Here is a 21,362-nt window from a genome sequence, read left to right on the forward strand (position 1 = left end):
TCGGAAACTCCGAGGCCTGGGTCTGGACGCGTGCCGTGCTTGGAAATCGGCGGGCAATGGGCGAGGGCCTTGGTGGAACGCCGGAGCCTCGCACATGAATGAGGCCCTGCCGAGAAAGTGGTTTTACGATCTGGGCCTGATCTCGATACTCGATACGGTCAGATGGCTCAAACGTTGTTCATGAACCGCCGTGGTACGGAACCGTATGCCCGGTGGTGTGAGAGGACAGGGGAGGCGACTCCCCTTCCTACTCGATTGTACGTTTATTTATTCCTTTCTGAAAAGCGCTAAGTACGTGCCCCATCGAGGTGAACGTCCTGTGCTTTTTTCGTCATGGCACCGGCAAGCCGGCAGAGCAATAACGCGGCCACGCCACACAGCGTAAGTGTTAGTGGCATCAAGTGAGGCCCTTGGGTCGCCAGGCTGGCAATATAGCCGACGGCCGCCGCGATCACATAGTGCAGGGTACCCATCAGCGCCGACGCCACACCGGCCTGCGTCCCGCCAGCGTTCATGGTCAGCGCGGTCAAATTACCAAACACCAGTCCGAGCGCCCCAATCGCCACCCCCAGCAGCGCCACGTACGTTTCGAACGTGACCATATCCGTCGTGACGACCAGATATAAAAGCGCACCCGCCAGTGCATGTATACCAAGCCCGATATAAGTTACCCCGGCAGGCGTCATACCGCGTGCAGACAACGCATTGGACAGCATGCCACCGATAATCAGCCCGACAGAATTGGCGGCAAACAGATAGCTGAAATGGGTCGGGGTCATGCCAAAATGGTCGGTAAACACAAACGCTGCGGCGCTGATATAGGTGAAAAGCGACCCCAGAACAAAGCCACCGGCCGCCGTATACGCCATGAAGACCCGACGACGCGACTGAGCCAGATACCCACGCACAACACTGCCTACGCTAAGTGCTGTGCGCTGCCTAACGTCAAGCGTCTCGGGAATACCTATCAGGCTCCATGCCAAGCCGATGACGCCCAAGCCGGCCAGTGCCCAGAAGATACCGCGCCAGCCACCGTGCTCAAGCAGAAAGCCCCCCATCATGGGCGCCACGACGGGTGCAATCATCATGACTTGCATCAATAGCGAAAAGATTTTGGCAGAGCTTTTCACATCGCAAAGATCGGCCACAATGGCACGTGGAGCGACTAGGCCTGCGGCCGCGCCGATGGCCTGTAAAAAGCGGGCGGCGAGCAGCCATTCAAGCGTGGGTGCCATGGCCGCGACCACCGAACCCACCACAAAGATTACAAGCCCCACCAGAAGCGGCATTCTCCGCCCAAAACGCTCCAGCAGCGGGCCATAAAGACACTGCCCCAGCGCTAGTCCTGCCAAAAAGACCGATAGCGTTTGCTGCACGCTGCCCGCCGAGACCTCATAGGTCTGCGCAATCATCGGCATGCCGGGCAGATACATATCAATCGCCATGGCATCGAGTGCGGTCAAAAGGGCCAGCAGAATGACCAGCGCCATACCCACTGTACTTTGGTGAGTATTCTCACGAATGACCTGTTCAGTCATGATGCTCTCCTGCAAGCCTTGCGATACTGTCGCCCATGAGGCGTTCAAGTGCGTTGAGACGCGCCTCAAAGCGCTCGGTGCCAATATAGATAAGCGCCACGTGGAGGCTATCCACCATGCCCATGTAGGCGTGGCCTAGCACCAGGGCATCTTGATCGGAAAGTGCCTTTCCCACATGGCGACGCAACGCTGTCGTGAAATCTGCTAACAGCTGTTGCACGTAAGTTTCGTAGCCTTCCTGAAGCTCATGAAAAAGCGACTCGGGCGGAATATACGAGGTGCGTAGCAGAAACCGAAAGTGCTCAGAATCGGCGTAGCGTGCCAACAACGATTCGCAATAGTGCTGGCCTGGCAGTCCTGTATTGGAGTGCTCAAAGCATTCCTGAGCAAATTGCGATTCAACTTTCAAGGCATCTTCAAACACCGCCGAAAACAGCGCGTCCTTATTTTTGATATGCGAATAAAGCGACGCTTTGCGAATACCGGCGTCGGCAGCAATTCCCGACAATGAAGCGCCCTCATAACCATGCTGGGCAAACTGGGCAACGGCTGCGTTGAGCACCCGGCGCAATGCGGGTGTCGTTGTGGGTAACATTTCTTGCTCTCCAAACATGAAGTACTTAATGGTGTATGCGTCAAACATGCCAAACCCAAGCGATGCATTATAACACAAAAGCTACCGACCGGTAGGTAGCTTTTCGGTTTGTAAAAAAGGCCCTTTCGGGCCAAATAAAATTGACTGCTATCCGGTTTAAAACATAGCTGTCTAATTTAAAACATCGTGTTGTCGTTGGCCGCTTCTTCCGGCACAGACTGGATGACATCCCAGTGCTCGACGATCATTTCATTTTCAACGCGGAAGATATCCACAACGGCCTCACCGAGATCCTCATCACCATTGGTAGAGTGAACATGCAGCCAGACCAGGTCACCATCGGTCACACTACGCACGATCTCGCTCTGGTAGTCCGGGGTTTCCTTGAAGCAGCCTGCAAAGTAATCCACGAAAGACGCTTTGCCATCCGGTACTTCCGGTTCGCGCTTATACTTCAATGGAACCTGATTTCAGTGACCAGTCCCGCCAGCGTAGATCAAACAGATCCTTGCGGCGATCCTTCATGTTCGTCACTGAGCCCTCTGCGCGCACCACGGTTAGGCGAGTCAAATCCAGGTCCGAGAAGAAAATCATCTCGGTATTGGGTGTGGTTTCCGCCAGCACTGCATCGTGGGGGAAGGCGAAGTCAGAAGGGGTAAAGACGGCAGACTGCGCGTACTGGATATCCAGGTTTTCAATCGAGGGCAGGTTGCCGACGCTACCGCAGAGTACCACGTAGCACTCGTTTTCGATGGCACGTGCCTGGCCACAATGACGAACCCGCAGGTAGCCATTCTGGGTGTCGGTCCAGAACGGCACAAACAGGATATCCATGTCCTGATCGGCCAGTAGACGGCCGAGTTCTGGGAACTCTACGTCGTAGCAGATCAAAATGCCCACGCGGCCTGCATCGGTGTTAAACACCTGCAAGTTGTCACCGCCTTCGATTACCCAATCGCGACGCTCCTGAGGAGTGATATGCAGCTTGGCTTGCTTGTCGACTTCACCATCGCGGTGGAAGAGGTAGGCAACGTTGTAGAGCCGGTCATTTTCGCCCACTTCAATCATTGAACCGCCAACAATATTGATATTGTAGGAGACCGCCATGCGTGAAAGTTCGGCTTTAAAGCGCTCGGTAAAGCCTGCCAGGAAGCGTATCGCTGCCATTTGGTCCTGCTGGGCGGCGCGGTCTTGTAAGCCCATCAGCGGCGCGTAAAAGAGCTCCGGGAAAACCGCAAAGTCACTCTGGTAATCTGAAAGCGCGTCGACAAAATACTCAATCTGCTGAAGGGCGGCTTCTACCGAGGAAAACTCACGCATCTGCCACTGTACGGCGCCAACACGTACTTGGGTTGGGCGCGTATCCAGCACGTTTTCGGCAGGCTCAAAGAGAATATTGTTCCACTCAAGCAGGGTCGCGTAGCCTTTGGACTGCTCATCTTCGGGCAGGTATTTGCGCAGCAGGCGTTTTACTTGAAAGTCGTTAGCCAACTGGAACGACAAAATGGGATCGTAAATCTCCTTGCGAGAGACTTTTTCGATGTACTGGGCCGGCGTTAGCTCATCGGCATGCTGATAGTATTCGGGAATGCGCCCGCCCGCCAAAATGGCGCGCAGGTTATGCGAACGACACAGCTCTTTGCGCGCTTCGTAAAGGCGCCGCCCCAGGCGGTAGCCGCGGTAGTCCGGGTGAATCAGCACATCCAGCCCGTACATCGCATCGCCATTTTCATCGTTGAGAATAATCTCACGATGGCCAATCAGGTCGTCATATTTATGCGGGTTGGAAAACTCGTCGTAATCCACCTGAACCGTTAGCGCGACGCCTACCAGATTGCCGTCATCTTCAATGGCGATCTGGCCGTCGGGAAACTCCTGAATCAGCTTGTCGATGGTGTGGCGGGGCCAGGCGCCGCCAATATTATGATAGACAGCGTCCATCAATGTCTTGAGCTGATCGTAATCATCGCTCGTCAGGTTGCGCACATTTAGATGCAGGTCTTCCAGGGACATATCAGGGGGTTCCAGAATAAAAAAGAAAACAGCCTAGTACATGATGGCTAGGCGCTGCCCGGCTTATTCACCGACACGTTTCCCACCAGTGGGCGCGTCAAGGTTTGCGCCATGATGACGCCCGCCAGAATCAGAAGTCCACCGGTAAAGTGGAAGCCTGCCACTTGCTCGCCCAGCATCGCCATGGCAATCAGTGCGCTGAACAGAGGCATCAGGTTGATAAAAATGCTCGCCTGGTTAGCGCCAATTTGGCGGACCGCGCGCATCCATAAAAATGTGGTAATGACGGAGGCAGGAATGCCTGCATAGAGAATAAGCCCAATGTTTTGGCTATCTACAGGCGTCATTGGCCCCATCAAATAGGGCGGCAGCAAAAACAGTACCGCAAAACATACCTGAGCATAGAGCATTACCCAAGGCGGTAAGTTCATTTTCCAGCGCTTTAGCATAACGCCGTAGAGCGCGTAGCAGCTTGCTGCCACCACCATTAGCGCATCGCCATGGGCAACCTCAAGCTGAAGAAGCGATAAGGGATTACCGCGGCCCAGCAACACGGTGACGCCGATAAAGGCCAGCACGCCGCCCATAACGCCGCCCAGGGTTGGCGGCTCACGCAGGATAAGCGCACTCAGCAGCACGGTTAAAAGCGGCACCATCGCAGCTAGAATCCCCATGTTGGTAGCCGTTGTGGTTTCCGCTGCAACATAGGCCAACCCTTGCCATAGCCCCATACCTAAAAGACCCAGTAAGGCGAGTTTCGGCCAGTTACGGCGTATTTCTGCACGATGACGAAGCACGGCCGGAAGCACGAAGGGCGTCATCACCGCTAGCGCCAACAGCCAGCGTAAAAAAGCGATGCTGCTCGGCGCAATCGCGCCTACGGTCAACTGATTAATGGTCATGTTGCCCGACCAGATCAGCACGGTGGCTAGTGGTGGCAAAAAGTAAATCAACGGCATAGCGGTTTTCCTTATCGTTAGCCGAATAATGTTACGTGCTTTAACGCAATGAGCAAGACTGAGAAACGATGGCTCTGGATCTCCCTGGTAAGTCGTAAAGGGCTGTACGACGGCGATTGGATGTCATACGCTTGTTTGAATAACGCCAAGGAGAACCGTGATGACCCGTGCGCCCGCTTACCCGCATCTTTTCCAGCCAATTACGATTGGCCATTTAACGCTGCCCAACCGCATTTTAATGGGCTCCATGCATACCAACCTGGAAGAGACGCCCAATGGGTTTGCAAGATTAGCGGCTTTTTATGCTGAGCGTGCGCGGGCCGGGGTAAGTTTAATCGTCACCGGGGGGATTGCGCCAAATCCGGAAGGCGCGGTGTTTCAGGGCGCCAACGCGCTAACCGATGAGACCCAATTGGCAGAGCATCGCCAAGTGGTGGAGGCTGTTCACGCGGAAGGCGGGCACCTGTGCATGCAGATTCTCCATGCGGGGCGCTACGCCTACTCGCCTGAATTGGTGGCGCCCTCGGCAATTCAGGCACCCATTAATCCATTTACTCCCCGTGAACTAAGTAGTGACGACGTTGAGCAGCAAATTGCCGACTACGTGCGCTGCGCATGCCTGGCGCAACAGGCAGGTTATGACGGCGTCGAAATAATGGGCTCGGAAGGCTATCTGATTAATCAGTTTATTTGCCAGCGGACCAATCAGCGCAGCGATGCCTGGGGCGGTAGTTTTGAGCATCGCATGCGCTTTCCGTTGGAAATTGTTAAACGCATTCGAGCGGCAGTGGGCGAGCGCTTTGTGGTGATTTTTCGCCTGTCGATGATTGACCTGGTGGAAGACGGCAGCACATGGCAAGAGATCGTCACGCTTGGCCAAGCGGTGGAAGCCGCAGGTGCCGATATCATCAATACCGGGATTGGTTGGCATGAAGCGCGGGTGCCCACCATTGTCACCAGCGTGCCACGTGCGGCCTTTACCGAAGTGACTCAGCGAGTAAAAGCAGCGCTTTCGGTGCCGCTGATCACCACCAACCGGATTAATATGCCAGAGATTGCCGAACAGGTGCTGGCCGAAGGCCACGCCGATATGGTGTCCATGGCGCGGCCGTTTTTGGCAGACCCGGAGTGGGTACGTAAAGCCGAAGCGGGGCAGGCCGATGAAATCAATACCTGTATTGCCTGTAACCAGGCCTGCCTGGATCATACCTTTGCAGGCAAGCTAACCTCTTGCTTGGTTAACCCGCGCGCCTGCCATGAAACCGAACTTGTGATTGAACCCGCTATCACGCCTAAACGCGTGGCCGTGGTGGGCGGTGGGCCAGCGGGGCTTGCCACGGCCGTTACCGCCGCCAGCCGGGGCCATCACGTCGTGCTGTTTGAGCAGCGTGACACGCTGGGCGGGCAGTTTAATTACGCGCGTCGGATTCCTGGCAAAGAGGAGTTTAACGAAACCCTACGCTACTACCGCGTCATGCTGGAAAAGTACGCGGTAGAGGTCCGCTTGAACACCCGTGCCACTCCAGAAGCGCTGGCTGAGTTTGACGATATTATCATCGCCAGCGGCGTACGCCCGCGCACGCTGTCGCTGCCCGGCGCTGAACACCCCAGTGTGCTGAGCTATGCCGATGCCATTGAATCCCCCGAGCGGGTAGGTCGCCGGGTTGCCGTTATCGGGGCAGGCGGTATTGGTTTTGACGTTTCCGAGCTTTTGGCCCATGAAGAGCATCCGGCCCTTGATGTTGATACCTGGTGCGACGAGTGGGGCGTTGACCTGGCCGTTAGCGAACGCGGCGGTTTAAAAGCCCCTGTGGCGCCCGCTGTCTCACGTGACATTGTCATGCTACAGCGTAAAACCTCTAAGCCTGGCAAGTACCTGGGTAAAACCACTGGCTGGGTACACCGGGCTTCGCTAAAGGCGCGCGGCGTTTCAACCTTAACGGGCTGCGAGTATCTTAAAATTGATGATGATGGGCTGCATATTCGCCGCGATGGCGAGGACAGCGTGCTGGGTGTGGATACGGTGGTGGTATGCGCGGGGCAGGAGTCAGTGCGTGATTTAGTGGCGCCGCTTGAAGCGCTCGGTAAACCGATTCATATCATTGGCGGTGCCGATGAGGCGGCAGAGCTTGACGCCAAGCGCGCTATTGATCAGGGAATGCGCTTGGCTGCCCAGCTTTAACCGCGTTGATAGTGGCGGGTGACGCTCGTCCATAAATGACGATAGACTGACTGATCCATCACCTTATTAAGCATAACGTGATGTTAAAGGCGCTAGTGGCACCCAGCTGGCGCTGTAACAATATGAAGTATAAGGATAATTGTCATGACGTCGGAGTGTACCCCCCGTTTTTTAGCCAGCGATAACACTTCTGGTATTTGCCCGGAAGCCATGGCGTATCTACTGGACGCTAATCAGGTTGATGACCTGGCGTATGGCAATGACCATTGGACCGAGCGTGCGGCGAACCGCTTTCGTCAAATGTTTGATTATGACTGCGAAGTGTTTTTTGTTTTTAACGGTACTGCGGCTAACTCACTGGCGCTTTCTGCGATGGGGCGCAGTTACCATAGCGTGATTTGTCATGAGCTGGCGCATATTGAAACTGACGAGTGCGGCGGCCCGGAGTTCTTCTCCAATGGCGCCAAGCTGCTGACCTCGCCAGGGGCGAATGGCAAGCTTACCCCTGAGGGGATTGAGGCGCTGGTGACGCGGCGTAGCGATATTCACTACCCAAAACCTAAAGTGGTGTCGCTGACCCAGGCGACCGAAGTAGGAACGGTATATACCCGTGAAGAACTGCTGGCCATTCGCGCGATTGCCGATAAGCATGATTTGCGCCTACACATGGATGGCGCCCGCTTTGCCAATGCCTGTGCCAGCTTGAATGCTACGCCTGCCGAGCTGACCTGGCAGGTAGGCGTTGATGCACTGTGTTTTTCTGGGACTAAAAATGGCTTGGCGATGGGCGAGGCGATTTTGTTCTTTAATCGCGAGCTGGCAGAAGATTTTTCGTATCGCTGCAAGCAAGCAGGTCAGTTGGCATCCAAAATGCGCTATATATCAGCGCCGTGGCTGGGCCTTTTGGAGAGCGGGGCGTGGCTCACCAATGCTCAACATGCTAACGCAATGGCACAATATTTAACGGAAGGGCTGCAAGCGCTGCCTGGTGTGTCGTTGATGTTTCCTGCTCAGGCAAACAGCGTCTTTGTTGAGTTGCCAGCCCATGCAATTAGCGCCCTAAAAGCCAAGGGGTGGACCTTCTATACGTTTATTGGCGCCGGAGGGGCACGCTTTGTATGTGCCTGGAATACCACCGTTGAATTACTGGATTTACTGATCGCGGATGTCAGCGTCGCGCTTGAGCAGCACTCTGGGTAGCAAGACTCTGGAGGTTTTAGGCGTATCGCTTTTTATACCGCCGCTGCACACGCAGCGGCGGTTTTTTTGTAGACGCTCAATAAAAAGGCGTGACGCCTGGCCCGCCATGCAAATGTTGATCATTAGAGAATCGTTAAACGTTTCTGATGAAGTGCTTTTTGGTTAAAACCCTGTTGTATCAACATCCTGCCTTTGAAGTGCGGGACTTTTCTGGCGTATGCCTATGCGTATCACATGTTAGCGTTGAAGTTTTAGTCATCACATTTTGCTAATGCTGGCTACGCTAATAGAGCGACACCTCGTTCGGCTCACCACGATAAAATATTCATCCGGGTGGTGATTGCCTGGGGATGGCCATAGGAGGGTTCCATGAGCATCTTTGACCACGTTCAAGACCGTTTTGCCCGTGTACAGCAAGAAGACATGAGTTTGGAAGAGTATCTGGCGCTTTGTCGCCGTGACCCAACGGTTTATGCCAGCGCCGCGGAGCGCATGCTGGACGCCATCGGCGAGCCTGCTGTGATTGATACGGCAAAAGATCCGCGCTTATCGCGTATTTTTTCCAATAAGGTAATACGCCGCTACCCGGTATTTACTGAATTTCATGGTATGGAGGAGGCCATTGAGCAGATAGTGGCTTACTTCCGTCATGCCGCCCAGGGGCTTGAGGAGCGCAAGCAGATTCTCTATCTGCTGGGGCCGGTGGGTGGCGGTAAATCATCACTTGCGGAGCGCTTAAAACTGCTAATGGAGCGTATTCCGTTTTACGCCATTAAAGGCTCACCCGTTTATGAGTCGCCGCTTGGGTTGTTTTCACCTGAAGAGGATGGCGAACTGCTTGAAAAAGAGTATGGGGTTGCGCCGCGCTATCTGAAAAGTGTGATGTCCCCTTGGGCCGCCAAGCGTTTAAAAGAGTACGGCGGCGATATTTCCCAGTTTCGTGTAGTGCGCCTTTATCCTTCGCGGCTGCACCAGGTAGCAATTTCTAAAACGGAACCGGGTGACGAGAATAACCAGGATATCTCCTCGTTAGTGGGTAAAGTCGATATCCGTCAGCTTGAGCTTTACTCCCAGGATGACCCGGATGCTTATAGCTTCTCGGGCGGGCTTTGCCGCGCTAACCAGGGGTTAATGGAATTCGTTGAGATGTTTAAGGCGCCGATCAAGGTGCTGCATCCGCTGTTGACCGCCACCCAGGAGGGGAATTACAACCCAACGGAGGGAATGGGCGCCATTCCGTTTGATGGCATTATCCTGGCGCACTCCAACGAATCCGAGTGGCAGGCATTTCGCAATAACCGCAACAACGAGGCCTTTCTTGACCGCGTATATATCGTCAAAGTGCCTTACTGCTTGCGAGTGTCTGAAGAGATCAAAATCTATCAAAAGCTACTGGAAGACTCTTCCCTCAATGCCGCACCCTGCGCACCCGATACGCTGCGCATGCTGGCGCAATTCTCGGTGCTGTCTCGGTTAAAAGTGCCTGAGAACTCCAGTATCTACTCCAAAATGCGCGTGTACGATGGTGAAAATCTAAAAGATACCGATCCGCGTGCCAAATCGATACAAGAGTACCGCGATGCTGCAGGCGTGGACGAAGGTATGCAAGGCCTCTCCACCCGTTTTGCGTTCAAGATTCTTTCCAAGGTATTTAACTTTGACAGCACCGAGGTTGCCGCTAACCCGGTACACCTGCTGTATGTGTTGGAGCAAGCGCTTGAGCGTGAGCAACTACCCTCTGAAGTATTTGAGCGTTATCTGGGCTTTATTAAAGAATTTTTGGCGCCGCGCTATGTGGAGTTTATTGGCAAAGAGATCCAAACGGCTTATCTCGAATCCTACAGTGAGTATGGGCAGAATATTTTTGATCGCTATGTGACCTATGCCGATTTCTGGATTCAAGACCAGGAGTACCGCGACCCGGATACTGGCGAGCAGTTGAATCGCCAATCGCTTAATGAAGAGCTTGAAAAAATTGAGAAGCCAGCGGGCATTTCCAATCCCAAGGACTTCCGTCATGAAGTGGTGAACTTTGTGCTGCGAGCGCGCGCCCAGAACAACGGCATGAACCCCAGCTGGCAGTCGTATGAGAAGCTTAAAGGGGTTATTGAGCACAAGATGTTTGCCAATACCGAAGAGCTTTTGCCGGTCATCTCGTTTAATGCCAAGGCCTCAACGTCGGACCAGAAAAAACACGAGGACTTCGTCGCTCGGATGGTGGAGCGCGGCTATACCGAGAAGCAGGTGCGCCTGCTTTCCGAGTGGTACCTGCGCGTGCGTAAGTCGCAGTAAGCGCCGGTACTGCAAAGGCCCTTTGGGTTAAGGAGGTCGTATGACCTACTTTATTGATCGAAGACCTAACGCTAAACATAAGAGCGCGGTTAACCGACAGCGCTTTTTGGAGCGCTACCGTCAGCATATCAAGCGCTCTGTTGAAGAGGCGGTTAACCGCCGCTCCATTACCGATATGGAGCGCGGTGAAAACATCTCTATCCCCACCAAGGACATTTCTGAGCCGGTGTTTCAGCATGGCCCCGGCGGGGCGCGCAATATCGTTTCGCCGGGTAATAAAGAGTTTTTACAGGGTGACAGGATTCGCCGCCCCAGTGGCCAAGGCGGCGGAGGCGGTGCGGGTGAAGGGAGCGCTTCTGACCAAGGCGAGGGTAACGATGAGTTTGCGTTTACGCTTAGCCGAGAGGAGTTTTTAGAGTTTGTTTTCGATGGCCTGGAGCTTCCTCACCTGCAGCGTAAGCCGCTTAAATCATTGGAAGAAGTGAAAATGGTGCGCGCGGGCCTTTCCCGGGATGGCGTGCCCTCGCGTATCAGTATTACGCGCTCCATGCGGGAGGCCTACGCCCGCCGTATTGCCATGCGAGCACCGATCAAGCGAGCGCTAAAAGAAGCTGAGCAAGCGCTGGAGGCAGAAGAGCGCAAAGACAGCGTGCTACGTAATCCGGCACGGGTGGCTGAACTGAAAGCTGACATCGAGCGTTTAAAGAAACGCATCGAGGCAGTGCCGTTTATTGATACCTACGATTTGCGCTATCACCAGTTGGCCGCGCAACCTCAGCCCTCAAGCCAGGCGGTAATGTTCTGTGTCATGGATGTTTCAGGCTCCATGACCCAGAACCATAAAGACATTGCGAAGCGTTTTTTTCTGCTGCTTTACCTTTTTTTAGAGAAGCACTACGAAAAGGTCGAGCTGGTGTTTGTTCGCCACCATACTGCCGCAAAAGAAGTGAGTGAGGAGGAGTTCTTTTACTCCCGCGAAACGGGCGGCACCATTGTCTCAAGCGCACTCACGCTGGTGGATAACATTATTCAAAAGCGCTATCCCGCCGAGCAGTGGAATTTATACGTGGCCCAGGCATCGGATGGCGACAATTGGGACGATGATTCCAGTACCTGTCGCAATTTGCTGATTAAAAAGTTGATGCCTCAACTTCAGTACTACGCATATGTAGAAATCACCCCTCACGATCATCAGTCGCTTTGGCATGAGTATCAGAGCGTTGCTGAGCACTTTCCTGAACGCTTTACGATGCGCCAAATTGTCGAAGCCAGCGATATTTATCCTGTTTTTCGTGAGCTGTTTAAACGCCGCTTGAACCAAGCGCGCTAAACGCGTGCGTGTTGAGGAGTGCGCTATGAATGCATCCCAAAAGCCCATTGTGACCGGTTCTGACTGGAGCTTTAGCGTCCTAGAGCGCTTTAACGACAAGCTCGCTGTGCTTGCTGATGAGTACCGCCTAGATACGTACCCCAATCAAATGGAAGTCATCACCACCGAGCAGATGATGGATGCCTACGCCAGCGTGGGTATGCCGGTGGGCTACCATCACTGGTCATTTGGTAAGCAGTTTCTGGCCGTTGAGCAAGCTTACAAACGCGGCCAAATGGGCCTGGCGTACGAGTTGGTGATTAATTCCAACCCTTGTATTGCCTATTTGATGGAAGAAAACACCTTGATGATGCAGGTGCTGGTCATGGCGCATGCCTGCTATGGGCATAATTCCTTCTTCAAGGGCAATTATCTGTTTCGGACCTGGACCGATGCTGAATCGATCGTTGATTATCTGGTGTTTGCACGTCACTACATTGCCAAATGTGAAGAGCGCCACGGCGTCCATGCGGTTGAGCAACTGTTGGATGCGTGCCACGCACTGCAAAATTACGGCGTTGACCGCTATAAACGACCTTCGCCGATCTCGGCTGAAGAGGAGGCCAAGCGTCAGGATGAACGGGAAGCCTACCTGCAAACGCAGGTTAATATGCTGTGGCGTACGATTCCTGAGCCGCCTGGCAATGCGTCTCCGCTGCCTGGTGGCCTTAACAGCGACAACGACCCGCTAGGCCTGCACAGCGGCGGAATTTATCCGCCAGAGCCCCAGGAAAATCTGCTCTATTTTATTGAAAAAAATGCCCCGTTATTGGCCCCTTGGCAGCGTGAAATAGTGCGTATTGTGCGTAAGCTGGCACAGTATTTTTACCCCCAGCGCCAAACTCAGGTCATGAATGAAGGGTGGGCATGCTTTTGGCATTACACGTTGATGAACCGCTTGTATGACGAAGGCGATGTTGATGAAGGTCTGATGCTTGAGTTCTTGCAGTCCCACGCCGCTGTCATTAATCAACCTGACTTTGATAGCCCTTACTTCAACGGCATCAATCCGTATGCGTTGGGGTTTGCCATCTTTATGGACATCAAGCGGATATGCGAAGCACCGACCGAGGAGGATTATCAGTGGTTTGCTGATATTGCGGGTACGCCTTGGCGCAGTACGCTTGAATTTGCTATGCGCAACTTTAAGGATGAGTCGTTTATTCAGCAGTTTCTGTCGCCCAAGGTAATGCGCGACCTTAAGCTGTTTTTAATTGTGGATGATGATCAGGCGGAAACGCTCGAAGTGGCGGCTATTCATAATGAACAGGGCTATCGCCGGGTGCGCGATGCGCTTTCTACTCAGTACGCGCTGTCGGTGAAAGAACCAAATATTCAAGTGGTTGAGGCTGATATCCGGGGCGACCGCTCATTAACACTGCACCACGTGCAGGACGGTCGCCGCCCCCTTGGGCGTAGTGTCTACCCGGTTATTCGGCACCTGCATGAGCTTTGGGGGTTCCCCGTACGCCTGGTTTCCATGGATGAAGGGCGGGTGACGCACCGCTACCGTTGGCCCATAGAGGAGGAATGTAAAGACAACCCGTAAATGGTCACAGCTTACCGGTGAGTAATGTATAAAGCCCTGCGTTTGGCAGGGATTTTTAGCAGCCTTACCCCTGAGCCACCCAGGATTGACACCAGCCACCAGGTTCAACGCTGTTTTCAGGAAACAGCTGGCAGCCTTGATTAGCAGAGGTATAAAACATGCAGTTGTCGCACCGTTCACCTGATGTATAAGCAGGGTGGTCGCTGGCGTCACTCGCCTTTTCAACATAGCTCAGCGCTTGGGCGCTCGGTACGGAAGGGTCAAGGCGAGGTAGCGATTGAGCAAAGGCCGTTTTCGATAAAATACCGATGCCCAAGGGGAGGGTTGCCAGTCCCCATACACTGGTGCGTATAAAATGACGGCGGCTCTGATTAGCCATGGTCTCTCCTTATAGGTCACTCTCATTTGACCCTAAATATCGCGTTGTTATCCGCCCATGCTAACGAATAGATGCGTGGCGCGCGACTTCTTCGTTCAAGGCAAGGATTTAGAGAGATTTCGTGCCCAGGCTGCGGATTTAACCAGGCCTGTTATACTCCACGCTTTGGCGGCTGTTGACGTTTTTCTTGCGTATTACGCCACTAAACAGGTGTAGACGGTGTGAGTAAAATGACGATAGGCCTCGGTATCACTTACAATTTTTTTAGTGAGGGCGCTATGCAAAACGCAGTTATTTTAATTAATACCGAAAAAGGCCAGGTCAAAGCAGTAGCAGAGCGTTTAGCGGACGTGGAAGGCATTAGCGAGGTGTACTCCACCTGTGGGCGTTATGACCTGGTAGCCATTGCGCGTACCCCGAATTTTGAAAGCCTGGCTGAGCTGGTGACCGAGCGCCTTAACGAGGTTGAGGGGATCAGCGATACGGAAACGCTTAACGCCATGCAGGTACATTCACGCCACGACCTTGAAACCATGTTTTCACTAGGCTGGTAATGTGGACATAGGCACCGGCCACCGCAATGGCCGCGTGTCATAAGCGGGCGATAAAAATTAGCGTGTGGGGAGTAGGGGAACGTGGGGATATCGTTTTGGCGCTGGCGTCGAGAGGGGCGACGTCTGGGCGTCGCTTTGCTGTTTGTGGTCGCGGGGGCGGGGTTATGGGAGTTTCAGGAGCGTCAGCATCAGGATGCGTATACCTGGATGGGCGTTCCCACGTGGGAGAGTTTTCATCCCACCACGTTTCACCGCGTATTACGCAATGAGGGCTATTTAGTTGGCTGGTCGGATGTGCGTGTTAACCCGCTGTGGGTGAGTTACCAGCTGGAGGCGGTGCCGGAAGGGACCCAGATTGGCTCACGGCCCAGTTTTCAAGCGGATTGGCGGACCCTCTGGCCGGTAAAAACCAACAGCTATGCCCGGAGTGGCTATGACCGGGGACATATGGCACCTAACTATGCCATTGCCGCAGTGCACGGGCGCGATGCCCAGGTTGATACGTTTTTGATGAGTAACATGACGCCGCAGCGGCCTAATCTAAATCGCCAGCTATGGCAGCGGTTGGAAGAGTCGGTGATCAATCACTTTGCGCCGCGTTTTGATCGCGTACAGGTGATTACCGGGCCGATATTCCCTGAGCATTTTATGGATAATGTGTTTAATCGGGTGGGTTTTGTCGAAGTGCCAGAGGCGTTCTATAAGATTATTGTTGCCCCACACGATGAGGCACCGCTCGCGCTGGCGTTCATCATGCCCCAGGACGTTCGCGGCAACGAACCGTTAGATGATTACCTGGTCACTATTAATGACATAGAAGCGCGTACCGGGCTTAATTTTTTCCCGGACCTGACACCCGAAATGGAAACCGTGCTGGAAGGTGAGTTGCGTACGCAAGGATGGGCACTGGAGGAGGTCGCACGGCGACCTGGGCGTTTTCAGTAGCGTAACGTTTTTGATTAGCGTAAATGGACTATTTAATGTGCTTCAGCTGGGGGCGGGAAAGCCCTCAGTGACATCGACGAAATAAGGAGGCTAAATACAACGTAGTAAAACAGCGCAAACGTAGGCGCAATATTCAAAATATGGGGATTAATAATAGAAAGGATCGTTCAATGATGCGGACGGGACCAACGTAATGGTGCCCAGGAGAGGACTTGAACCTCCACGTCCATACGGACACTAGCACCTGAAGCTAGCGCGTCTACCAATTCCGCCACCTGGGCGCATCATTTGTACTGCGGGTATTTTGCTGATTGTATTCGTATGGTGCCCAGGAGAGGACTTGAACCTCCACGTCCATACGGACACTAGCACCTGAAGCTAGCGCGTCTACCAATTCCGCCACCTGGGCGAATACATATCAAGCATCAACCACATCAACTTGCCACTGCACCCGCTACTCATGAAAAGAGAATAACATGAGAAAGCGTGGTGCCCAGAAGAGGACTTGAACCTCCACGTCCATACGGACACTAGCACCTGAAGCTAGCGCGTCTACCAATTCCGCCATCTGGGCAAGTGGCGCGTATGATACCGGGGTGCTGGTTAAATGCAAGACCTGAAAGATAATTTTATGGCGCAAATCGCACAATTGCTGCTTAAGGTGGTTGGGTCATGGAACATGCAGCGCTATACTGGCCCCATGACCAAACAAAATATGACGTTTTTCAGCTTACTGCCTATTAACGCAGTCGCTGACTATCCCTACCTGCAGCGACTATCCGCTGCTGTTTTTGTCCGCCTCCCGCAAATGCAATTAAGGATGTCGATCGCATGAAGTATTGGACGTTGAGTGATGATCCGCACGCCGAGCGCGAGGCGCAAAAATATGATAATCCGGCGCCTAGTCGTGAGTATCTGTTAGCGGCGTTGGAAACGTACGGTAAACCGATTACCCATGAAAATATGAGCCGCATGCTGGGCATCGAGGACGAAGATCACCTTGAAGCCGTTCGCCGCCGGATGGCGGCCATGGAGCGTGATGGTCAAGTGTTGCGTGACCGTCGCGGCGCTTATGCATTAATTGATAAGCTTGATTTGATCAAGGGCAGCGTACTGGGGCACCGGGACGGTTTTGGCTTCTTGATTCGTGATGATGGTAAAAAACCGGATCTGTTGTTACCTCCTCGCCAGATGCGTCGGGTGTTCAGTGGTGACCATGTATTGGTCCGTATCAGCGGCACAGACCGCCGTGGCCGCGACGAAGCGACCATTGCCGATGTGATCGCCCGCAATACGCAAACAATGGTGGGTGTATATCGCAGCAATACGCCGGAATTTGGCATACTGATTCCTGAAAATCCGCGTATTACTCAGGAAGTTATTATTCCTCACAGTGCCTGCGCTGGGGCGAAGGATGGCCAGGTGATTTCGGCCAGAATTGTTCAGCAGCCGGCTACCCGCGTGCAGCCTGTGGGTGAAGTGATTGAAGTGTTGGGTGAGCGTATGGACCCTGGCATGGAAATCGATATTGCGATTCGTAGCTACGATATTCCTGCTGAATTTCCGCCTGAGGTGCTGGATCAAACCAGCGGCATTTCAGCGGAAGTGCTGGAGGAAGATAAAAAGCATCGCGTTGACCTGCGAGATACACCGCTGGTTACGATTGATGATGAGTCTGCCAAGGACTTTGATGATGCCGTGTGCGCCTGGCAAACCAAGTCAGGCAGTTGGAAGCTACTCGTCGCGATTGCGGATGTCTCTCACTATGTGCGTCCGGGGACGGCGCTGGATAATGAAGCCCGCACGCGGGGTAACTCGGTGTATTTCCCGGGGCAGGTGGTGCCCATGCTGCCGGAGCTTTTATCCAACGGTCTTTGTTCGCTCAATCCGAACGTGGATCGTCTGGTCATGGTCTGCGAGATGAATATCTCCAAGACTGGGGCGATTAGCCGCTACTCCTTCTATGAAGCCGTGATGAACTCTCATGCTCGCCTCACTTATAACAGCGTGGCGGCGATGCTTGATAACGAGAGCGAAGAGGGTAATGCGCTGCGTGAGGAACACCGCGAGCTGGTGAAGCCGCTGCAAAACCTGCATGAGCTTTATCACTTGCTACGCGGGGCTCGTGAAACGCGTGGCGCGATTGATTTTGATACCACTGAAACGGCGATCATTTTCAACGACGAGCGCAAGATCGAAAAAATTGTGCCGCGTAAGCGTAACGATGCGCACAAGTTAATTGAGGAGTGCATGCTGGCCGCGAACGTTGCGACCGCACGTTTTCTTGATAAGCACGATCTGCCCGCGCTGTACCGTATTCATGAGCGGCCAACGCCTGAGCGATTGGATAAGCTGCGCTTGTTCCTGAACGAGCTGGGCCTTTCCGTGGGTGGCGGCGATATGCCTACCCCGCAGGATTATCAGGCGCTTCGTGAGGCAATTGTTGATCGCCCTGATGCCGATATTATCCAGACGGTCATGCTACGCTCCATGAACCAGGCGGTGTACTCACCGCAGAATGAAGGTCACTTCGGCTTGGCATACCAGGCGTATGCGCACTTTACGTCGCCGATTCGTCGTTATCCTGATCTGCTCGTGCACCGTGCCATTCGTTCGGTCATTCGGGGGCCGCGTCAAACCAATACCGTCGTGCGCGTTGACGGAGCGCCGGTCGATCCGCCGAGCAAATGGTGCCCTTATACATTTGAGCAGATGCTTGAACTTGGCGAACACTGCTCAATGACTGAGCGTCGCGCCGATGAAGCGACCCGTGATGTAGAAAGCTGGCTGAAGTGCGAGTTTATGTCCGACAAGCTGGGCGAAACCTTTGAAGGCACGATTGCATCGGTTACCCAGTTTGGCTTGTTTGTGCGTCTGGATGCGTTCTATGTCGAAGGCCTGGTGCATGTGACGTCGCTGCCGTCGGATTATTATCACTATGAGGCAGAGAAGCATCGCCTGAAAGGCGAGCGTACCGGAACCACCTATCGCTTGGGTGATGGCTTGACGGTGCAAGTGGCGCGCGTCGATATGGACGACCGGAAAATTGATTTCAGTTTGACCGACGATAAGCCTCGCCCGCGCCGCCAGCCGCGTAAACGCCGCAGTGGTGACACTAATGAAGCGGCCGCTCCCAAGAGCGACGCTGCGCCCAAGAAAGATAAGCCATCTACGCGTCGTGGCCCGCGACGTACGCGTCAGTCAACGCCCAGGAGAAGTTAAGTATGAAATCGGCGTCGTCTCGACGTGGTGCACGTACTACGGTACGTACGCCGGATGGGCTGGACCAGGTCTATGGTACCCACGCCTTGCAAAGTTTGTTGGAGCGCGGTGAAACGCCGCGCGAGCTATGGGTTCAGCAAGGAGCCGGTAGTCGCTTGGCCGAAGTGGTTGCTCAGGCGCAAGCGCGTGGTGCGCGAATTAAAGAGCAGCCGCGTGACCTGCTGGACCAGTTGACTCAAGGGGCTGCGCATCAGGGAGTGGTGGCGTTCTGCCCGCCACTTACGCCTGAAGGCGAAGAGTCCTTGTGGTTAAAGCTGCGTGCCTGGCAGGCGCCAACGCCGCCACTTTTGCTAGTGCTGGATGGCGTGACAGACGTACATAACTTTGGTGCCTGCTTGCGCAGCGCCGATGCCGCTGGGGCACATGGCGTTATTGTGGCAAAAGACAAGGCCGCACCGCTAAATGCAACCGTGCGTAAAGTGGCTTGCGGTGCTGCCGAGGTAGTGCCGGTTTATCAGGTCACCAACATGGCGCGTACGCTTGCCAAGCTTAAAGATGCCGGCGTATGGATTACCGGTACAGCAGGTGAAGCCCAGGCTAGTGTATTTGACATCGATTTGACCGGCCCTACTGCGCTAGTAATGGGAGCAGAAGGGAAGGGCATGCGGCGTTTAACCCGGGAAGCCTGCGATAACCTGGCCAAGCTACCTATGGCAGGGCAGGTTTCAAGCCTTAATGTCTCTGTGGCTACCGGGATTTGTTTGTTTGAGGCAGTACGACAACGCCAGCTTGCAAGTTAACCCTGTGCCCACTAGAATACCTGCGCCCGTTTGTCTACAGGCGGGCGCAGATGTTTACGTTGGTTAAATGCCAGTACGTTGGTTAGATACCGTACGTTAGTTGAACACCAGTTCTGCTTAATGCCTTAAATTGCCGTTTGGCGGTAAGTTAGGTGCATTTCAGTAACTCCTTGCTTCCCTGTCGTCGTTCTCGCTTGTGCGGGGCACACACCGGAAGCTGTCAAACCGCAAGGAGATCTCATGCGTCATTATGAAATCGTGTTTATGGTCCACCCGGATCAGAGCGAGCAAGTGCCGGCTATGGTCGAGCGCTACACCAGCATCGTTACTGAAAACGCTGGTACTGTACATCGTCTTGAAGATTGGGGCCGTCGTCACCTGGCTTACCCGATCAACAAGATTCACAAAGCCCACTACGTGCTGATGAACGTTGAATGTACTGGCGAGACGCTCGAAGAAATCGAGAACATCTTCCGCTTCAACGATGCCATCATCCGCAGCCTGGTTGTACGCTGCAAGGAAGCGGTTACTGAAGCTTCTCCGATGATGAAGCCGGCAGAAGAGAAGCGTCCGCGTCGCGAAGACAAGTCGCGCGCTGATGAGTCCGAGTCTGATTCAGACGTCGAAACTGCCTGATTCTATCCACTGCACGTTTTAAGGAGCTAATCCATGGCACGTTTTTTCCGTCGCCGTAAGTTTTGCCGCTTCACTGCTGAAGGCGTCAAGCAGATCGACTATAAAGATCTGGACACCCTGAAAGCCTATATCACTGAAACTGGCAAGATCGTTCCGAGCCGTATCACCGGCACTAAAGCACGCTACCAGCGTCAGCTGGCGACTGCTATCAAGCGTTCGCGCTACCTGGCGCTGCTGCCCTACTCCGATAGCCACCAGTAAGCGTTTAACGTGATGCTGGCACTGGCAAGATGGCTAATGCGAGGGCTGCCTTACGCCGTAGGCGGGGCAGCGCTGGCCACGTTAGTGCCGTGGCTGTTTTGGTTAGGTGCTGCTATTGCTGCTTTGGTAACCCTGCGTAAAGGCTTTGCACCTGCGCTACCGGTTATTATCGCAGCGGCGCTACCCGCCGGTTTTTGGTGGTCGCAAGGCGACGTTATCCCGCTGGCCAGCGTATTGCTGGTAACGCTGATGGCGGTTGTCTTGCGTGAAAGGATGCGTTGGAGTGAAGCGTTGCTGGCGGGCACCTTCGTGGCTGCAGCAATGGTACAGTTCGGCATCTTTAGCCTGCCAGGCGACATGGGGCCAATGCTTGAGCAACTACGACAAGGCTCTCCGGACGTTGATCGTATGCTCACAGAGTTGGCTAATCAGGGGTACGATACCCAAATGCTGGCTGCCATTGTGGTAGGGGGCGTTACGGGGCTTGTGGTTCTGATTGCGTCGATTGCATGTTTAGCCTTGGCGCGAAGCTGGCAAGCGGGGTTATATAACCCGGGCGGGTTTCGTGAAGAGTTTCATGCGTTACGACTCGCACCTAAAGAGCTTGCCGTGTTAGCGGTGCTTTGTGTGGTCGGCATGATGCTTGGGGGGCATGCGTTAGCAGTACTCGGCTGGATACCACTACTCGTTGCCGGCATTGCGTTAGTGCATGGTTATATTGGATTAAAGGGGATGAACGGGCTGTGGCTGGTAGCATTTTATGTGCTGCTGATCACGACCTGGCCCACGATTCTCATTGTGCTGCTGTTGGGGCTGATTGATACATTCGCGAACATTCGCGCACGCCTTGCCCGCGGCAACTGACAAG

19 protein-coding genes and 3 tRNA genes are annotated in these 21,362 nt (G+C 54.0%); 13 read left to right on the top strand and 9 right to left on the bottom strand.

The window, feature by feature from the left end:
• Positions 1-287 precede the first annotated feature (287 nt).
• From ACT3T6_RS08885 to ACT3T6_RS08905, 5 genes are all read right to left on the bottom strand, one after another.
• Positions 288-1,538, bottom strand: a complete 1,251-nt coding sequence (locus ACT3T6_RS08885) for a multidrug effflux MFS transporter (RefSeq protein ID WP_193054986.1) — start codon at positions 1,536-1,538, stop codon at positions 288-290.
• Complete coding sequence (locus tag ACT3T6_RS08890) at positions 1,531-2,133, bottom strand: TetR/AcrR family transcriptional regulator (RefSeq protein WP_193054987.1); 603 nt, start codon at positions 2,131-2,133, stop codon at positions 1,531-1,533. The genes ACT3T6_RS08885 and ACT3T6_RS08890 overlap by 8 nt, the downstream gene beginning before the upstream one ends.
• Positions 2,134-2,309: 176 nt before the next feature.
• A complete protein-coding gene (locus ACT3T6_RS08895; RefSeq protein WP_226913667.1) occupies positions 2,310-2,591 on the bottom strand; it encodes a nuclear transport factor 2 family protein in 282 nt (93 codons plus the stop codon).
• Complete coding sequence (locus ACT3T6_RS08900; RefSeq protein ID WP_193054988.1) at positions 2,581-4,146, bottom strand: bifunctional GNAT family N-acetyltransferase/carbon-nitrogen hydrolase family protein; 1,566 nt, start codon at positions 4,144-4,146, stop codon at positions 2,581-2,583. Before ACT3T6_RS08900 ends, ACT3T6_RS08895 begins: the two co-directional genes overlap by 11 nt.
• Positions 4,147-4,193: 47 nt before the next feature.
• Entirely contained in the window at positions 4,194-5,105 is a 912-nt protein-coding gene (locus ACT3T6_RS08905; RefSeq protein WP_172116079.1) for a DMT family transporter, read from the bottom strand.
• A gap of 160 nt (positions 5,106-5,265) precedes the next feature.
• On the opposite strand from ACT3T6_RS08905, the gene ACT3T6_RS08910 reads away from it, so the two are divergent.
• The 5 genes from ACT3T6_RS08910 to ACT3T6_RS08930 all read left to right on the top strand — a co-directional run bounded on the left by ACT3T6_RS08910 (position 5,266) and on the right by ACT3T6_RS08930 (position 13,697).
• On the top strand, positions 5,266-7,287 hold the full coding sequence (locus tag ACT3T6_RS08910) for an NADPH-dependent 2,4-dienoyl-CoA reductase (RefSeq protein WP_193054989.1): 2,022 nt from the start codon (positions 5,266-5,268) through the stop codon (positions 7,285-7,287).
• A 144-nt stretch (positions 7,288-7,431) separates the two neighbouring features.
• The gene (locus ACT3T6_RS08915) at positions 7,432-8,487 is read left to right on the top strand and encodes a threonine aldolase family protein (protein ID WP_193054990.1); all 1,056 of its coding nucleotides are present in this window, start codon (positions 7,432-7,434) and stop codon (positions 8,485-8,487) included.
• A 369-nt stretch (positions 8,488-8,856) separates the two neighbouring features.
• Positions 8,857-10,779 (top strand): PrkA family serine protein kinase, encoded by a 1,923-nt coding sequence (locus ACT3T6_RS08920; RefSeq protein WP_172116082.1) that lies wholly within the window; start codon positions 8,857-8,859, stop codon positions 10,777-10,779.
• A gap of 40 nt (positions 10,780-10,819) precedes the next feature.
• Positions 10,820-12,109 (top strand): YeaH/YhbH family protein, encoded by a 1,290-nt coding sequence (locus ACT3T6_RS08925; RefSeq protein ID WP_193054991.1) that lies wholly within the window; start codon positions 10,820-10,822, stop codon positions 12,107-12,109.
• Between the two features lie 25 nt (positions 12,110-12,134).
• Complete coding sequence (locus ACT3T6_RS08930) at positions 12,135-13,697, top strand: SpoVR family protein (RefSeq protein ID WP_193054992.1); 1,563 nt, start codon at positions 12,135-12,137, stop codon at positions 13,695-13,697.
• A gap of 64 nt (positions 13,698-13,761) precedes the next feature.
• Here ACT3T6_RS08930 and ACT3T6_RS08935 read toward each other — a convergent pair whose 3' ends face one another.
• Positions 13,762-14,076, bottom strand: a complete 315-nt coding sequence (locus ACT3T6_RS08935) for a high-potential iron-sulfur protein (protein ID WP_193054993.1) — start codon at positions 14,074-14,076, stop codon at positions 13,762-13,764.
• A gap of 278 nt (positions 14,077-14,354) precedes the next feature.
• On the opposite strand from ACT3T6_RS08935, the gene ACT3T6_RS08940 reads away from it, so the two are divergent.
• Both ACT3T6_RS08940 and ACT3T6_RS08945 read left to right on the top strand, forming a co-directional pair.
• Positions 14,355-14,630 (top strand): Lrp/AsnC family transcriptional regulator, encoded by a 276-nt coding sequence (locus tag ACT3T6_RS08940; protein WP_172116086.1) that lies wholly within the window; start codon positions 14,355-14,357, stop codon positions 14,628-14,630.
• An 81-nt stretch (positions 14,631-14,711) separates the two neighbouring features.
• The gene (locus ACT3T6_RS08945; protein WP_193054994.1) at positions 14,712-15,575 is read left to right on the top strand and encodes a DNA/RNA non-specific endonuclease; all 864 of its coding nucleotides are present in this window, start codon (positions 14,712-14,714) and stop codon (positions 15,573-15,575) included.
• Between the two features lie 194 nt (positions 15,576-15,769).
• Here the strand turns inward: ACT3T6_RS08945 and ACT3T6_RS08950 are convergent.
• From ACT3T6_RS08950 to ACT3T6_RS08960, 3 genes are all read right to left on the bottom strand, one after another.
• A tRNA-Leu gene (locus tag ACT3T6_RS08950) sits at positions 15,770-15,856 on the bottom strand.
• 41 nt (positions 15,857-15,897) lie between these two features.
• Positions 15,898-15,984: transfer RNA gene (locus tag ACT3T6_RS08955), tRNA-Leu, on the bottom strand.
• 78 nt (positions 15,985-16,062) lie between these two features.
• Positions 16,063-16,149 (bottom strand) — tRNA-Leu (locus tag ACT3T6_RS08960).
• Positions 16,150-16,182: 33 nt separating this feature from the next.
• Between ACT3T6_RS08960 and ACT3T6_RS08965 the strand changes: the two genes are divergently transcribed.
• From ACT3T6_RS08965 to ACT3T6_RS08990, 6 genes are all read left to right on the top strand, one after another.
• Entirely contained in the window at positions 16,183-16,410 is a 228-nt protein-coding gene (locus ACT3T6_RS08965; protein WP_172116088.1) for a hypothetical protein, read from the top strand.
• Positions 16,407-18,797, top strand: coding sequence for a ribonuclease R (gene rnr / locus ACT3T6_RS08970; protein WP_193054995.1), 2,391 nt, complete (start codon positions 16,407-16,409; stop codon positions 18,795-18,797). Before ACT3T6_RS08965 ends, rnr begins: the two co-directional genes overlap by 4 nt.
• A 2-nt stretch (positions 18,798-18,799) precedes the next feature.
• Complete coding sequence (gene rlmB, locus ACT3T6_RS08975; protein WP_172116090.1) at positions 18,800-19,597, top strand: 23S rRNA (guanosine(2251)-2'-O)-methyltransferase RlmB; 798 nt, start codon at positions 18,800-18,802, stop codon at positions 19,595-19,597.
• Between the two features lie 240 nt (positions 19,598-19,837).
• Positions 19,838-20,233 carry a 30S ribosomal protein S6 gene (gene rpsF, locus ACT3T6_RS08980; RefSeq protein ID WP_087107800.1) on the top strand — a complete coding sequence of 132 codons (396 nt, stop codon included), beginning with the start codon at positions 19,838-19,840 and terminating at the stop codon, positions 20,231-20,233.
• A gap of 33 nt (positions 20,234-20,266) precedes the next feature.
• Positions 20,267-20,494, top strand: a complete 228-nt coding sequence (rpsR, locus tag ACT3T6_RS08985) for a 30S ribosomal protein S18 (protein WP_009097135.1) — start codon at positions 20,267-20,269, stop codon at positions 20,492-20,494.
• A gap of 12 nt (positions 20,495-20,506) precedes the next feature.
• Complete coding sequence (locus tag ACT3T6_RS08990) at positions 20,507-21,358, top strand: hypothetical protein (RefSeq protein WP_087107798.1); 852 nt, start codon at positions 20,507-20,509, stop codon at positions 21,356-21,358.
• Positions 21,359-21,362: the final 4 nt, after the last annotated feature.

Origin of the sequence: Halomonas sp. 72, from assembly GCF_052379785.1 — a bacterium.
Taxonomy (GTDB): Bacteria; Pseudomonadota; Gammaproteobacteria; order Pseudomonadales; family Halomonadaceae; genus Vreelandella; species Vreelandella citrativorans.

Coding starts and splice junctions, on each gene's coding strand:
- ACT3T6_RS08885 (WP_193054986.1), bottom strand. CDS start 1,538: ATGACTGAACAGGTCATTCGTGAGAATACTCACCAAAGTACAGTGGGT.
- ACT3T6_RS08890 (WP_193054987.1), bottom strand. CDS start 2,133: ATGTTACCCACAACGACACCCGCATTGCGCCGGGTGCTCAACGCAGCC.
- ACT3T6_RS08900 (WP_193054988.1), bottom strand. CDS start 4,146: ATGTCCCTGGAAGACCTGCATCTAAATGTGCGCAACCTGACGAGCGAT.
- ACT3T6_RS08905 (WP_172116079.1), bottom strand. CDS start 5,105: ATGCCGTTGATTTACTTTTTGCCACCACTAGCCACCGTGCTGATCTGG.
- ACT3T6_RS08910 (WP_193054989.1), top strand. CDS start 5,266: ATGACCCGTGCGCCCGCTTACCCGCATCTTTTCCAGCCAATTACGATT.
- ACT3T6_RS08915 (WP_193054990.1), top strand. CDS start 7,432: ATGACGTCGGAGTGTACCCCCCGTTTTTTAGCCAGCGATAACACTTCT.
- ACT3T6_RS08920 (WP_172116082.1), top strand. CDS start 8,857: ATGAGCATCTTTGACCACGTTCAAGACCGTTTTGCCCGTGTACAGCAA.
- ACT3T6_RS08925 (WP_193054991.1), top strand. CDS start 10,820: ATGACCTACTTTATTGATCGAAGACCTAACGCTAAACATAAGAGCGCG.
- ACT3T6_RS08930 (WP_193054992.1), top strand. CDS start 12,135: ATGAATGCATCCCAAAAGCCCATTGTGACCGGTTCTGACTGGAGCTTT.
- ACT3T6_RS08935 (WP_193054993.1), bottom strand. CDS start 14,076: ATGGCTAATCAGAGCCGCCGTCATTTTATACGCACCAGTGTATGGGGA.
- ACT3T6_RS08940 (WP_172116086.1), top strand. CDS start 14,355: ATGCAAAACGCAGTTATTTTAATTAATACCGAAAAAGGCCAGGTCAAA.
- ACT3T6_RS08965 (WP_172116088.1), top strand. CDS start 16,183: ATGCAAGACCTGAAAGATAATTTTATGGCGCAAATCGCACAATTGCTG.
- rnr (WP_193054995.1), top strand. CDS start 16,407: ATGAAGTATTGGACGTTGAGTGATGATCCGCACGCCGAGCGCGAGGCG.
- rlmB (WP_172116090.1), top strand. CDS start 18,800: ATGAAATCGGCGTCGTCTCGACGTGGTGCACGTACTACGGTACGTACG.
- rpsF (WP_087107800.1), top strand. CDS start 19,838: ATGCGTCATTATGAAATCGTGTTTATGGTCCACCCGGATCAGAGCGAG.
- rpsR (WP_009097135.1), top strand. CDS start 20,267: ATGGCACGTTTTTTCCGTCGCCGTAAGTTTTGCCGCTTCACTGCTGAA.
- ACT3T6_RS08990 (WP_087107798.1), top strand. CDS start 20,507: ATGCTGGCACTGGCAAGATGGCTAATGCGAGGGCTGCCTTACGCCGTA.